Source organism: Blautia luti (genome assembly GCF_013304735.1).
In the GTDB taxonomy this organism is placed as follows: domain Bacteria; phylum Bacillota; class Clostridia; order Lachnospirales; family Lachnospiraceae; genus Blautia_A.
Genome location: NZ_JAAITI010000010.1, coordinates 33,237 through 47,055, shown reverse-complemented (window position 1 = coordinate 47,055; position 13,819 = coordinate 33,237). Strand labels below are relative to the sequence as shown.

Annotated in this window: 11 protein-coding genes; all 11 read left to right on the top strand. The window is 44.9% G+C overall.

The window, feature by feature from the left end:
- The first annotated feature begins 16 nt into the window (after window positions 1-16).
- The 11 genes from G5B06_RS07590 to G5B06_RS07540 all read left to right on the top strand — a co-directional run bounded on the left by G5B06_RS07590 (window position 17) and on the right by G5B06_RS07540 (window position 13,806).
- A complete protein-coding gene (locus G5B06_RS07590) occupies window positions 17-604 on the top strand; it encodes a guanylate kinase (RefSeq protein ID WP_173771665.1) in 588 nt (195 codons plus the stop codon).
- A 101-nt stretch (window positions 605-705) separates the two neighbouring features.
- The gene (holB, locus tag G5B06_RS07585; protein ID WP_148445752.1) at window positions 706-1,695 is read left to right on the top strand and encodes a DNA polymerase III subunit delta'; all 990 of its coding nucleotides are present in this window, start codon (window positions 706-708) and stop codon (window positions 1,693-1,695) included.
- Window position 1,696: 1 nt separating this feature from the next.
- Window positions 1,697-2,587, top strand: coding sequence for a PSP1 domain-containing protein (locus G5B06_RS07580; RefSeq protein ID WP_173771664.1), 891 nt, complete (start codon window positions 1,697-1,699; stop codon window positions 2,585-2,587).
- Window positions 2,577-3,317: a tRNA1(Val) (adenine(37)-N6)-methyltransferase gene (locus G5B06_RS07575; protein WP_173771663.1), complete on the top strand. Its 741-nt coding sequence runs from the start codon at window positions 2,577-2,579 to the stop codon at window positions 3,315-3,317. The genes G5B06_RS07580 and G5B06_RS07575 overlap by 11 nt, the downstream gene beginning before the upstream one ends.
- 734 nt (window positions 3,318-4,051) lie before the next feature.
- Window positions 4,052-4,903 carry a 16S rRNA (cytidine(1402)-2'-O)-methyltransferase gene (gene rsmI / locus G5B06_RS07570; protein WP_173771662.1) on the top strand — a complete coding sequence of 284 codons (852 nt, stop codon included), beginning with the start codon at window positions 4,052-4,054 and terminating at the stop codon, window positions 4,901-4,903.
- A gap of 281 nt (window positions 4,904-5,184) precedes the next feature.
- A complete protein-coding gene (gene gyrB / locus G5B06_RS07565; protein WP_173771661.1) occupies window positions 5,185-7,110 on the top strand; it encodes a DNA topoisomerase (ATP-hydrolyzing) subunit B in 1,926 nt (641 codons plus the stop codon).
- 14 nt (window positions 7,111-7,124) lie between these two features.
- A complete protein-coding gene (gene gyrA, locus G5B06_RS07560) occupies window positions 7,125-9,680 on the top strand; it encodes a DNA gyrase subunit A (RefSeq protein ID WP_173771659.1) in 2,556 nt (851 codons plus the stop codon).
- Between the two features lie 15 nt (window positions 9,681-9,695).
- Window positions 9,696-10,325, top strand: coding sequence for a hypothetical protein (locus G5B06_RS07555; RefSeq protein ID WP_244092671.1), 630 nt, complete (start codon window positions 9,696-9,698; stop codon window positions 10,323-10,325).
- A 22-nt stretch (window positions 10,326-10,347) separates the two neighbouring features.
- Complete coding sequence (locus G5B06_RS07550) at window positions 10,348-11,058, top strand: lysophospholipid acyltransferase family protein (RefSeq protein WP_173771657.1); 711 nt, start codon at window positions 10,348-10,350, stop codon at window positions 11,056-11,058.
- A 424-nt stretch (window positions 11,059-11,482) separates the two neighbouring features.
- On the top strand, window positions 11,483-12,814 hold the full coding sequence (locus G5B06_RS07545; RefSeq protein ID WP_173771654.1) for an ABC transporter substrate-binding protein: 1,332 nt from the start codon (window positions 11,483-11,485) through the stop codon (window positions 12,812-12,814).
- A gap of 98 nt (window positions 12,815-12,912) precedes the next feature.
- Window positions 12,913-13,806 (top strand): carbohydrate ABC transporter permease, encoded by an 894-nt coding sequence (locus tag G5B06_RS07540; protein ID WP_148445766.1) that lies wholly within the window; start codon window positions 12,913-12,915, stop codon window positions 13,804-13,806.
- Window positions 13,807-13,819 lie beyond the last annotated feature (13 nt).

The following is a 13,819-nucleotide window of genomic DNA, read 5'->3' as shown; positions in this document are numbered from 1 at the left end:
GCAGCAGAGGAGATAAATGGGAAAGATTTTTTACATTATGGGAAAAAGCTCTTCCGGTAAGGACAGTATTTACAGGCAGCTGGAAGAAAACCAGGAACTGGGGCTTAAACGGCTTGTGATTTATACGACCCGTCCGATCCGTGATGGAGAAAAGAACGGAAGAGAATATTTTTTTACAGATAAGAATAAACTGAAAGAGTTTCGAAGAAACGGGAAGCTGATAGAGGCACGTACCTATCAGACGGTTTATGGCCCGTGGACATATTTTACAGCGGATGACGGACAGGTTTCTGTAGGAAATGACAGTTACCTTGGTATTGGTACGCTGGAGTCTTATATGCGTCTCCGGGAGTATTATGGCAATGAGGTTATCTGGCCGGTTTATATAGAAGTGGAGGACGGGGAGCGTCTGGAACGTGCCCTTGCCCGGGAAAAAACGCAGGAAGTGCCGAAGTACGAGGAGATGTGCAGACGTTTTCTGGCGGATCAGAATGATTTTTCTGAAGAAAATATTCTGAAAGCTGGTATATGGAAGCGATTTCGGAATCATAATCTGGATGAATGTGTGAAGGAAATCGTAAATTATATAAAATCTGTACAATAGGGAAAAATAGTTTTTTTTATACGGAAGATTATGTTATAATTAGTTGAAAGATGTCCGCCGGATATGACGGAGGACACAAAAGGCAGAAAGAGGTGATTCTTATGGCAGGATTTCATGACATCATCGGCCATGACGATATAATCAGGCATTTAAAGAATGCGATAGAGACAGGGAAGGTATCCCACTCTTATATTTTTACAGGAGAAGCAGGTTCTGGCAAGAAGCTTCTTGCGGGAACTTTTGCGGCAGCACTTCAGTGCGAATCAGGAGAGTCTGAACCATGTATGACCTGTGATTCCTGTAAGAAGGTGATCGGCAAGAATCATCCGGATATTATCACAGTGACTCATGAGAAACCTGGCAGCATCAGCATTGACGAGGTGAGAGATCAGGTTGTCCATGATGTGGATATCAAGCCGTATTGCAGTCCGTATAAGATTTATATTATTCCAGATGCGGAGATGATGACAGTACAGGCGCAGAATGCCATTTTGAAAACAATTGAGGAGCCGCCGGAATATGCGGTGATCTTGTTGCTGACCAGCAATATCGACAGCCTTCTTCCTACCATCCGTTCCAGATGTGTGCGTCTGGATCTGAAAGTGGTGGATGATGGTCTTGTAAAAAAATATCTGATGGAGCATCTTCAGGTGCCAGATTATCAGGCTGAGATTGATGCGTCCTATGCACAGGGCAGCATTGGTAAGGCGAAGGAGGCCGCTACTTCCCAGGAGTTTGCGGATATGACTGCCAATGCACTGAAGATTTTGAAATATGCCAATACCATGGAAGTTTATGAGCTGACAGAGGCAATCAAGACTCTGACAGCGAATAAGAACAATATCAATGATTACCTGGATATTTTTCAGTTCTGGTTCCGCGATGTTCTGATGTTTAAGGCAACAAGAGAAATTGACAACCTGGTTTTTAAACAGGAGATTAATTTTATCAGAGAGCAGGCCAGCGAGCGTTCTTATGAGAATATCGAAAAAATCCTTGAGGCACTGGAGAAGACCAAGGTGCGTCTCCGTGCCAATGTTAATCTCGAACTTGCCCTGGAGCTCCTGTTCCTGACAATTAGGGAGAAATAGAATGGAAATGGTAGTTGGAGTTAGATTTCGTAACGTTGGTAAGATTTATTATTTTAATCCTAAGAACTATAAGGTAAAAGTCGGCGATCATGTGATCGTGGAGACTGCCCGTGGTGTGGAATATGGCCGGGTTGTTCTGGATCCGCGCAGTGTGAAGGAGGACGAGGTGGTTCATCCACTGAAAGAGGTTCTTCGTGTTGCGACAAAAGAGGACGAGGAACATGAGGCTGAGAACCGCGTGAAGGAGAAAGAGGCTTTTAAGATCTGCAAAAAAAAGATCCGTGAGCATGGGCTTGAGATGAAGCTGATTGATGCGGAGTATACGTTTGATAATAACAAGGTACTGTTTTACTTTACAGCGGATGGACGTATTGATTTCCGTCAGCTTGTTAAGGATCTGGCGTCTGTGTTTAAGACAAGGATTGAGCTTCGCCAGATCGGTGTCCGTGATGAGACGAAGATTCTTGGTGGTATTGGTATCTGTGGAAGAACGCTTTGCTGCCATACGTATCTTTCTGAGTTTGCGCCGGTTTCTATTAAGATGGCGAAGGAGCAGAATCTTTCTCTGAATCAGACGAAGATTTCCGGTGTCTGCGGCCGTCTGATGTGCTGTCTGAAGAATGAGCAGGAGACTTATGAGGAACTGAACCGTAATCTTCCGGGTATTGGTGATGTGGTGACGACACCGCAGGGTACTACAGGTACGGTGCAGAGTGTGAATGTTCTCCGTCAGATGGTTAAGATTGTTGTGGATGTGAACGATGAGAAGGAGATCCAGGAGTTTCCGGTTCGTGATCTGAAGTTCCGCCCTAAGAAGAAAAAGGGTAAGGGTGGAACTGACCACGAGGAGAAAGAGGGTAAAAAGGGAGATTCGAAACCGAATGAGAAGTGATCTTGTTAAATGCGGTGAGCGTGTGGATGATCTTCAGAATGGGTTGTTTGTGATCCAGGATTCGAAGAAGTTCTGCTTTGGAATGGATGCTGTTCTGTTGTCTGGTTTTGCCCGGGTGAAGAAGGGTGAAGTTGCGCTGGATATGGGGACTGGTACCGGGATTATTCCGATTTTGCTTTCTGACCGTACGGATGGGGAGCATTTTACGGGGCTGGAGATCCAGCATGAGTGTGCGGAGATGGCTGACCGTAGTGTGAGATATAATGGTCTTGAAGACAGGGTTCGGATCGTTGAAGGTGATATCAAGGAGGCTGCCGGGATTTTTGGGGCGGCTTCTTTTGATGTGGTGACGTGTAATCCGCCGTATATGATCGGGCAGCATGGGTTGACGAATCCGCATGTTCCTAAGGCGATTGCGAGGCATGAGATTTTGTGTACCTTTGATGATGTGGCTTGTCAGGCTGCACGGGTTCTGAAGGACCGGGGGAGGTTTTTTCTGGTGCACAGGCCGTTTCGGCTGGTGGAGCTGATGGCGACTTTGACGAAGTATAAGCTGGAGCCTAAGAGGATGCAGCTGGTGTTTCCTTTTATTGATAAGGAGCCGAATATGGTGTTGATTGAGGCCTGTAAGGGCGGGAATTCCAGGATTCAGATTGAGAGGCCGCTGGTGGTTTATGAGAGGCCTGGGGTTTATACTAAGGATATTCTTGAGTTGTATAGAATGGTGTGATAGGTAGAGTTCTAATATCCAAGCGATAGGTATTGAGCCATCAGCGCTGCGCTGGATGGCTGGGAGGCAATGGTGGCTGTGTGACTTCTGTTGGTGAAGGGACGGCGAGGGGAGGCAGGCTGCTGGTTGTGACACGCTGCGCCCCCTACTCGACTGCGGCGCCGGTTTGCTGCCATTCGAGCCAACTCACTTCGCTCAAACAGGCTCTCGGTGGCAGCAGCTATCCTCGTCTCCCTACGGGGGCTCCGCTAACGTCACCACCAGCAGCCTGCCTCCCCTCACCTGAGATTCAGAGCGGGAGATCGCAGTGTGACGCATCGGCACAGCGTAGCGCATTAAGTACCGAAGCATACAGGCACTTCGCCAGAAGCGAAACACAGAGAAAACGCAGAAATAAACGATATCGGCAAAGAGTAGAGCACTGAGTATCGAAGCATACAGGCACCTTACCAGAAGCGAAACACAGAGAAAACGCAGAAATAAACAACATCGGCACAGCATAGTGAGCTGAGTATCGAAGCATACAGACACAAGTCAACAAATCAGAACAAAGAATCCCTTGCACTACTTAAAAAAAAGCCCAAGGGGTGTGCAGAGGGGGCGCGGCTTTGCGGCCCCTTTGCGATTTTCAAAGTTTCCAAACTTAAACAAATCCCCGCGGTTAAGCGAGACATATCCCCTTGCGGTTAAGCGAGAAAAAAGTCCCCCGCGGTCAAGCGAGAAAAGAGGAAAATATGAAACAAAACGGAAAACTATACTTATGCGCCACCCCCATAGGAAACCTCGAAGACATCACCCTTCGAGTCCTAAGAACCCTTCGGGAAGTGGACTTAATCGCTGCGGAAGACACCCGCAACAGTATTAAACTTTTAAATCATTTTGACATAAAAACCCCCATGACCAGTTATCATGAATATAATAAGATCGACAAAGGTCACGTTCTCGTGGAAAAAATGCGCTCAGGTACAAATATTGCGTTGATTACAGATGCAGGTACTCCGGGTATTTCAGATCCTGGGGAGGAACTTGCTGCCATGTGTTATGAGGCGGGGATCGAGGTGACTTCGCTGCCGGGGCCTGCTGCCTGTATTACGGCATTGACTCTGTCTGGTTTGCATACGCGGCGTTTTGCTTTCGAGGCTTTTCTTCCGGCTGATAAGAAAGAGCGGAAAACGATTCTGGAAGAGCTTTCCAGCGAAACGAGGACTATTATCCTGTATGAGGCGCCTCACAGGCTTGTACGGACTCTTGGCGAGCTCAGGGAGGTACTTGGTAACCGCAGGATGACTCTTTGCAGGGAGCTGACCAAGAAGCATGAGACAGCGTTTCGGACAACGATTGATGATCTGATGGATTTTTATAAAGATGAGAAGCCTCTGGGCGAGTGTGTTCTTGTGATTGAGGGCAGGAGCCGCAGTGAGATGGAGGCGGAGAAGAGGGCTTCCTGGGAGGAGGTTTCCATTGCGGAGCATGTGGCGATGTATGAGCAGCAGGGGAACTCCAGGAAGGATGCGATGAAGCTTGCCGCTAAGGATCGGGGTGTTTCCAAGAGGGATATTTATAAGGCATTACTGGATTGCATTTAATAAGATACTTTTTTGCCTGTATTTCCTATGATTTTGCGTGGAAATACAGGCTTTTTTGTGCTATAATAAACTCTGTATTCGTATGTAAAAAAACATTTATTTTACAGGTATAAATGACACTTCTGGAGCGGGTTTGAGAATTGCTTTCTGCAAAATTTGAAAATACCGTATTTGCTGAAATTAATGGATCAGGGTATGGTGCAGTAATTTCTGAAATTGCTGTGGTTCTGCAGAAATGAATTTTCAAACACGTCCGGACAGACAAGAACAGGAGGAATGACATGGGCGCAGAGAATACAGAATACGGCGCGGATCAGATCCAGATCCTGGAAGGACTGGAAGCCGTACGTAAGAGGCCTGGAATGTATATCGGAAGTACCTCCAGCCGTGGACTTCATCATCTCGTATATGAGATCGTAGATAACGCAGTGGATGAAGCACTGGCTGGTTTTTGTACGGAGATTCATGTAGATATCAATCCGGATAATTCCATTACCGTTACAGATAATGGTCGTGGTATCCCGGTTGGCATCAATCATAAGGCTGGTATTCCGGCAGTTGAGGTTGTATTTACCATTCTTCACGCAGGTGGTAAGTTCGGCGGTGGAGGATATAAGGTTTCCGGTGGTCTTCACGGTGTTGGTGCATCAGTTGTAAATGCACTTTCCGAGTGGCTGGAGGTTACTATCTATCACGAGGGTAAAGAATATAAACAGAGATATGAGCGTGGCAAGACCATGTATCCGCTGAAGGTTGTAGGCGACTGTGATCCGGAGCTTTCCGGAACGAAGGTTTATTTCCTTCCGGACAAGGAGATCTTTGAGGAGACCGTTTATGATTATGATATCCTGAAACAGAGACTTCGTGAGATGGCTTTCCTGACCAAAGGTCTTCGCATTGTGCTGGAAGATAAGAGAGAGTGTCAGGAGCGTGAGAAGGTATTCCACTATGAGGGTGGTATCCGTGAGTTTGTAAGCTACCTGAACAGAAGTAAAGAGGCACTTTACCCGGAGATCATTTACTGTGAAGGTGAGAAGGACGGTGTGTCTGTAGAGGTTGCGTTGCAGCATAATGACTCCTATACAGAGAACACCTATGGTTTTGTAAATAATATCAATACACCGGAGGGTGGTACACACATTACCGGTTTCCGTAATGCGATTACGAACACATTCAATGATTATGCACGTAAGAATAAGCTTCTCAAGGACAGTGAGCCGAACTTAAGCGGTGATGATATCCGTGAGGGCCTGACTGCAATCGTCAGTGTTAAGATTGAGAATCCGCAGTTTGAGGGTCAGACCAAGCAGAAACTTGGAAACAGTGAGGCCAGAGGTGCGGTAGACAGTGTTGTAAGTAAGCAGCTGGAGATTTTCCTGGAGCAGAATCCGGCAGTTGCCAAGGCTACCGTTGAGAAATCTGTTCTTGCACAGAGAGCCAGAGAAGCAGCCAGAAAGGCCCGTGACCTTACAAGAAGAAAATCTGCACTGGATAGCATGTCTCTTCCTGGAAAACTTGCAGACTGTTCTGACAAGAATCCGGAGAATTGCGAGATCTACATCGTAGAGGGAGATTCCGCGGGCGGTTCCGCCAAGACAGCGAGAAACCGCGCCACACAGGCGATCCTTCCACTTCGTGGTAAGATCCTGAACGTTGAGAAAGCACGTCTGGACAAGATCTATGGAAACAAAGAGATCAAGGCCATGATCACTGCTTTCGGAACCGGAATCCATGAGGATTTTGATATCTCCAAACTTCGTTATCATAAGATCATCATCATGACTGATGCCGATGTTGACGGTGCACATATCGCCACACTGCTTCTGACATTCCTGTATCGTTTCATGCCGGAGCTGATCAAGCAGGGATATGTATACCTGGCACAGCCTCCTCTCTATAAAGTAGAGAAGAACAAGAAAGTATGGTACGCATACGATGATGATGAACTGAACAACATCCTTACCGAGATCGGACGTGACGGAAACAATAAGATCCAGCGTTATAAAGGTCTGGGTGAGATGGATGCGGAGCAGCTCTGGGAGACTACAATGGACCCTGAGAAGAGAATTCTTCTCCGTGTGACCATGGACGAGGCTGCCACATCTGAGATCGATCTGACATTTACCACTCTTATGGGAGACAAGGTAGAGCCAAGACGTGAATTTATCGAAGAAAATGCAAGATTCGTCAAGAATCTTGATATCTAGGAGAATAAAGAAGAATGGAAGATAATATTTTTGACAAAGTCCACGAAGTGGATTTGGAAAAAACTATGAAAGAATCTTACATCGACTATGCCATGAGTGTTATCGCCTCACGAGCTCTGCCGGATGTAAGAGACGGCCTGAAACCGGTACAGCGTCGAGTGCTGTATTCCATGATCGAGCTGAATAACGGTCCTGACAAGCCACACAGAAAATGTGCGCGTATTGTCGGTGATACCATGGGTAAATATCATCCTCATGGTGACAGCTCTATTTATGGTGCGCTGGTTAATATGGCCCAGGAATGGTCAACAAGATATCCGCTTGTTGACGGACATGGAAACTTCGGTTCCGTGGATGGTGACGGTGCGGCTGCCATGCGATACACAGAGGCACGTCTCAGTAAGATTTCCATGGAGATGCTTGCAGACATCAACAAAGATACCGTTGATTTCCAGCCGAACTTTGATGAGACAGAACGTGAACCGGTTGTACTTCCGGCACGTTTTCCGAACCTGCTGGTAAATGGTACTACCGGTATCGCCGTAGGTATGGCGACCAATATTCCACCTCATAATCTTCGTGAGACGATCAATGCGGTTGTTAAGATCATTGATAACATTGTGGAAGAAGACCGCGAGACAGCAATGGAAGAACTTCTTGAGATCGTCAAAGGACCGGACTTCCCTACAGGAGCAACCATCCTCGGAACAAGAGGAATCGAGGAAGCTTATCGTACAGGACGTGGCAAGATCCGCGTCCGCGCTGTGACAAATATCGAGACTTTGCCAAACGGTAAATCCCGTATCGTAGTCACTGAGCTTCCGTACCTTGTAAACAAGGCACGTCTTATCGAGAAGATCGCAGAACTTGTCCGTGACAAAAAGATCGACGGAATTACGGACCTGAATGACCATTCCAGCCGTGAGGGTATGCGTATCTGTATCGATCTCCGTAAAGACGCCAATGCCAATGTAATCCTGAATCTGCTCTACAAACATACACAGCTGCAGGATACTTTTGGTGTGATCATGCTTTCTCTTGTTCCGAATCATGGAAGCATGGAACCGAAAGTTCTGAACCTGAAAGAGATGCTGGAGTATTATCTGGAGCATCAGGAGAACGTTGTCCGCAGAAGAACACAGTACGATCTCAATAAAGCCCAGGAGAGAGCCCACATTTTGGAAGGTCTCCTGAAAGCACTTGATAATATCGATGAAGTGATCAGCATCATCCGTGGTTCCCGTAACGTACAGATCGCCAAGCAGGAACTGATTGATCGTTTTGAGCTGACAGATGTTCAGGCTCAGGCTATCGTGGATATGCGTCTCCGTGCACTGACAGGTCTGGAAAGAGAGAAGCTGGAAGCCGAGTATGCAGAGCTTATGGAGAAGATCCGCAAGTTCCAGGCAATCCTTGCTGACCGTAAGCTTCTTCTCCGCGTGATCCGTGAGGAGATCCTTGCCATTGCAGAGAAATATGGCGATGACAGAAAGACTTCCATCGGATACGATGTATACGATATTTCCACAGAGGATCTGATCCCGAGAGAGAATACTGTGATCGCAATGACCAGGCTTGGTTATATTAAACGTATGACGGTTGACAACTTCCGCAGCCAGAATCGTGGCGGCAGAGGAATCAAGGGTATGCAGACCATTGAGGATGACTATATCGAAGAACTTCTGATGACCACAACCCATCATTATCTCATGTTCTTTACCAATACCGGACGTGTATACAGACTGAAGGCATATGAGATTCCGGAGGCCGGTCGTACAGCCAGAGGAACTGCGATCATCAATCTTCTGCAACTTGCACCGGGTGAAAAGATCACAGCTGTGATTCCGCTTCGTAAGTACGAAGAGGGTCATTATCTGATGATGGCGACCAAGAAGGGTCTTGTGAAGAAAACTCCGATTAAAGATTATGAGAATGTCCGTAAAACAGGTCTTACAGCAATTGTTCTCCGTGACGATGATGAGCTAATCGAGGTTAAGGCTACCGATAATAACAAAGATATTATTCTTGTGACCAAGGACGGACAGTGCATCCGCTTTAAAGAGACTGATGTCCGCAGCACAGGCCGTGCATCCATGGGTGTAAGAGGTATGAACCTTACAGATGGCGATGAAGTGGTTGCCATGCAGCTGAATACCCAGGGTGATTATCTACTGGTAGCTTCTGAGAACGGAATGGGCAAACGTACAGCCATGAGTGAGTTCGTTGTCCAGAACCGTGGCGGTAAAGGTGTGAAGTGCTACAAGATCACCGAGAAGACCGGAAATGTTGTTGGTGCCAAGGCTGTCAATGAAGAGAATGAGATCATGATGATCACAACAGAAGGTATCATCATCCGCCTGCAGTGTGCAGATATCTCTGTTCTTGGAAGAATCACTTCCGGTGTGAAGATGATCAATCTTACGGATGGTGTAACCGTTGCAAGTATCGCCAAGGTAAGAGATAAAGATCCGGAAGCAGAGGTAAATTCCGAAAAAACTGACGGAGAGACCGGCGATAACGGGGAAGAAAGATCTGCAGATGAAACTGTCACAGGCAGTGAAGAAGAATAAGGTCGAGGATAAGTCATGACGACGACAAAAAAGAAACGCAGAAAAAAATCTGTGAAAAAACTGAAATATTCCAACAAAAAACTGAATTTTGTCCATGTGGCGACACTGGCAGGAGTCATTCTGATCCTGCTGGTGATCATCCTGGCAGCCAGAGGCTGCGGGGGGATCAGCCACAGAACCCCGGAAGGGCTTATGGAAGGTTATATCAAGGCAGCGGTAGCAGGTAAGGACAAAAAAATGCAGGAATGTTATGGCACGGATAAGATTTCTGATGAAGCGAAAACAGAAATTTCATCCACGGTCAAATATTTTCAGGCTCATGGAGCAAAGGATGTAAATATTGACAGCTGTGATGCCATTTCTGAGAGTAAAAATTATACGTATGTTTATATTCGTTATAATCTTGTACTGCAGAATGACCAGGAATATCCGTGCATCAGTACTTACCTTGTGAAAGTGCAGGATAAGAAATATTATCTGTATTCGCCGGCGGAAATTTCAGATGAGATCAGCCAGCAGGCTGCGGCAGACTATCAGAAATTTATGACCACCAAGACTTATACAGACTATACCAAGGCTTACGAAGTCTTTCTGAAAAAGAATCCGGGATATGAGGACAAAATTGCAAGTAAACTGAACGGATAAAAACAGGCAGGAGGACATAAGAATGAAGCGAATTTTGCTGATGGTGATCAGGAATCTGATTTTTGTTCCTTACTGGTGGATTAAACTTTGCTGGTATGCGGCGCATACCGACGATTATCCGGAAGCAAAGAAATATACATTCCTGAGACATGTGGATGATCATGCGATCAAAGGTGGAAATATCCATATTGATGTGCATGGGCAGGAAAACATCCCCAAGGAAAACGGATTTATGTTTTTTCCGAATCACCAGGGACTGTTTGATGTACTGGCGATCATTAAAGCCTGCCCGGTTCCTTTTTCTGTAGTAGCTAAGAAAGAAGTGGGAGATATTCCATTCCTGAAGCAGGTTTTTGCCTGCATGAAGGCTTTTATTATTGACAGAGAGGACCTGAAGCAGTCCATGCAGGTGATTGTCAATGTAATCCGTGAGGTAAGGGCAGGTCGTAATTATCTGATCTTTGCGGAAGGAACGAGAAGTAAGAATGGAAATCACCCGGGGCCGTTCAAGGGCGGCAGCTTCAAGACTGCCACCAAGACGAAATGCCCGATCGTTCCGGTTGCACTGATCGATTCCTTTAAGGCTTTTGATACCGGCTCTACAGAGAGGATCACCGTACAGGTGCATATCCTTCCTCCGATGTATTATGAGGAATACAAAGATATGCATACCACAGAGCTCGCAGAAGAAGTGAAGAGACGGATCGAAAAGGTGATTGAAGAGAATATCTGAAAATAATAAATATGTTAGTGTAGTAAAAACCACTGCAGACGGCGATATAAAATGTCTGCAGTGGTTTTTTTGCAAAAAACAGAAAAAATATATAAATGAAAATAAGAAACATAAAAGAACAATATTTCATGATGAAGCGAAAAACTGTTAAAATGAATAATGATAATAAAAAATTACAAAGCAACATGTGCATATTGAACAAAAGAATATTGAGAAAATTGTGAAACAATGGGTATGTACAACTAAAAAGTTTGATTGTAATATATGCTCATATATTAAAAGCGAACAAAAAAGAAAAAGGAGGTAAAAAATAAAAAAACGTCGAAAAATATCTGTTAAAAAAGTGCGCGCGTAAAAAAATACAGAAAAATTTTCGTAAGGTATTGGGGCAAGAAAAAAATGTAAAAGAGAAGGGGGATACAAAATGAAGAAAAAACTACTGGCAGCTGTATTGGCAGCAGCAATGGTAGCATCAACAGGGTGTGTAGTTATGGCCGCAGACGGCGATACAGATTATGATGTGGAAAACAGAGAATATAAGGACGTGACAATTACTCTCCATACCAGATGGGATGCAGCAGACATAACGGGAACACTCTATCAGAACATCGTAGATGGTTTTATGAAAAAATATCCGGGGATTAAGGTAGAGAGTATTAATATTCCGACAGAGTCTGAGTGGTTGAATTCCGAATCTGTTCTTATGGCAGATAAGAGCTCAATGCCAAATATTATTGTAGAGTACGGCGGATCCCGTGTTGCAGGTTATGTACAGGAAGATCTGATCGTAGATATGGATCCGTATTATGAGCAGTATCCGGAGTGGAAAGAAAGATTTAACTCAATTGGTGACGGAATGACAGATTATACAGCGTATGGAGTTGAGGGAACATATGGTGTACCTTGGTCTGCATATGAAGTAATGTTGTTCTATAATGAAGATATCCTCAATGAAAATGGCATTGATCCTGCATCTCTTAAAAGCTGGGATGATCTGATGGATGCATGTGCGAAACTGAAAGAGAATGGGGTACAGCCATTTGAGATGGGTGAGAAAGATGATTACCGTTTCGGACATCTTCATTCCGTACTGAACTACAAGACATATGGCTGCGAAATCGCTGAGAAACTTGGAAGTCGTGAAATTTCTTACGATGGTGAAGAAGAGAAAAAGATCTATGACATGATCAAAGATGCAGTAGATAAAGGCTATCTTGGAACAAATCTTCTTGGAAACGATGATGGTCAGGAGAGATCAATCTTTAATACCGGCGGTTGTGCATTTATTACCATGGGAACATGGTTCTGTGCAGAAGATCATGATGCACTTGAGCTTTTTGACAGCCAGAAAGTTCATGCAATTCGTTTCCCATATGTAGATGAAAAATATGAGTTCCACGATATGGGCGGTGGAAACGAGGCTTATTATATCGTTGATACAGGTGATGCAGACGAAGTTGCAGCATCTGTTCTCTTCATGAAATATATGACAAGCGAAGATGTTGTTAATACATTCTATGAAGGATATCCGGCACCGATGAGCGTTAACGTAACAACAGAGGCTGGTGACTATCTGACAGCAGAGGCAAATGAGATTATTGCTGAAACAAAAGAGGTTCGTGGCGATATTGAGAATTATGACAGTGCAACTCATATGATCAATACGGTTCGTCAGGCATTACAGGGTATTGCAATGGGTAATTCTTCCGACGAAGTAGGAAAAACAATTACAGATCTGATTGCTGAATATGAATAATACAACAGAATAACAGATTGATGATGTAAATAGCGGCGGGCAGTGCGGAATAAATATGTTCGGCACGCCTGCCGCTTCAAATTTTAGGAGGGATGTTCGTGTTTTTTAAATCAGCCAAATATAGAAAAGCTTTTCTTAAGTCCCTGCTTTTTGTACTTCCGGGAGTAATTATTACACTGGTGTTCGTTATCTATCCGGTTATCAATACAGCCTGGCTTTCTCTGAACAGCTGGAATGGAATCGGTGGATCTCCGATAAAATGGGTGGGACTTCAGAATTACATAAAAACATTGACAAGTGTCAAGTTCTGGAATAGTATGCTGAATGCATTGTATTTTGTGATTGGTGGTTTTATCATTCTGATGCCAATTGCGTTTGGACTGGCGCTTCTTGTAACAAGTAAGCTTAAAGGAACTAAATTTTTTAAAGCAGCATATCTGATGCCAGTTATGCTTGGAACAACAGCTGTAGGTCTTATGTGGTCCTTTATGCTGAATGCAAACTTCGGTGTGCTTGCGCAGTTCCTGAAAGCAATCGGACATTCTGAATGGATCATAAACTGGCTGGCAACACCTACAGTAAATATCTGGTGTGTCGTACTGGTAAATGAGTGGATGTACGCAGGCTATAATATGCTGATCTTTGCAGCAGGCATTGTAGCAATTCCGGATGATGTTCATGAGGCAGCACTCCTTGACGGATGTACAGGAATTAAGAAGGTCATTTATATCACAGCACCTCTTTGTAAAAATATGTTTATGGTATTCTCGGTACTGTGTATCACAGGATGTCTGAAAGCTTTCGATATTGTATGGGCTATGACCAATGGAGGACCTATGGATTCCAGTGCTACACCCGCAGTTCTTCTGTATACACAGGGATTCCAGTATAAGCTTATGGGACGAAGCGGATCAATCAGTATCATTCTTCTGGTATTAGGACTGATTCTATCATTATTGCTTAATAACGTGATCTTCAAAGAAAGAGACTGATGTGTAACAGAAG

Bases quoted from the DNA above. Each gene is read 5' to 3' on its own strand.
- G5B06_RS07590 (WP_173771665.1), top strand. From the start codon at position 17: ATGGGAAAGATTTTTTACATTATGGGAAAAAGCTCTTCCGGTAAGGAC.
- G5B06_RS07580 (WP_173771664.1), top strand. From the start codon at position 1,697: ATGGAAATGGTAGTTGGAGTTAGATTTCGTAACGTTGGTAAGATTTAT.
- gyrA (WP_173771659.1), top strand. From the start codon at position 7,125: ATGGAAGATAATATTTTTGACAAAGTCCACGAAGTGGATTTGGAAAAA.
- G5B06_RS07555 (WP_244092671.1), top strand. From the start codon at position 9,696: ATGACGACGACAAAAAAGAAACGCAGAAAAAAATCTGTGAAAAAACTG.
- gyrB (WP_173771661.1), top strand. From the start codon at position 5,185: ATGGGCGCAGAGAATACAGAATACGGCGCGGATCAGATCCAGATCCTG.
- holB (WP_148445752.1), top strand. From the start codon at position 706: ATGGCAGGATTTCATGACATCATCGGCCATGACGATATAATCAGGCAT.
- G5B06_RS07545 (WP_173771654.1), top strand. From the start codon at position 11,483: ATGAAGAAAAAACTACTGGCAGCTGTATTGGCAGCAGCAATGGTAGCA.
- rsmI (WP_173771662.1), top strand. From the start codon at position 4,052: ATGAAACAAAACGGAAAACTATACTTATGCGCCACCCCCATAGGAAAC.
- G5B06_RS07550 (WP_173771657.1), top strand. From the start codon at position 10,348: ATGAAGCGAATTTTGCTGATGGTGATCAGGAATCTGATTTTTGTTCCT.
- G5B06_RS07575 (WP_173771663.1), top strand. From the start codon at position 2,577: ATGAGAAGTGATCTTGTTAAATGCGGTGAGCGTGTGGATGATCTTCAG.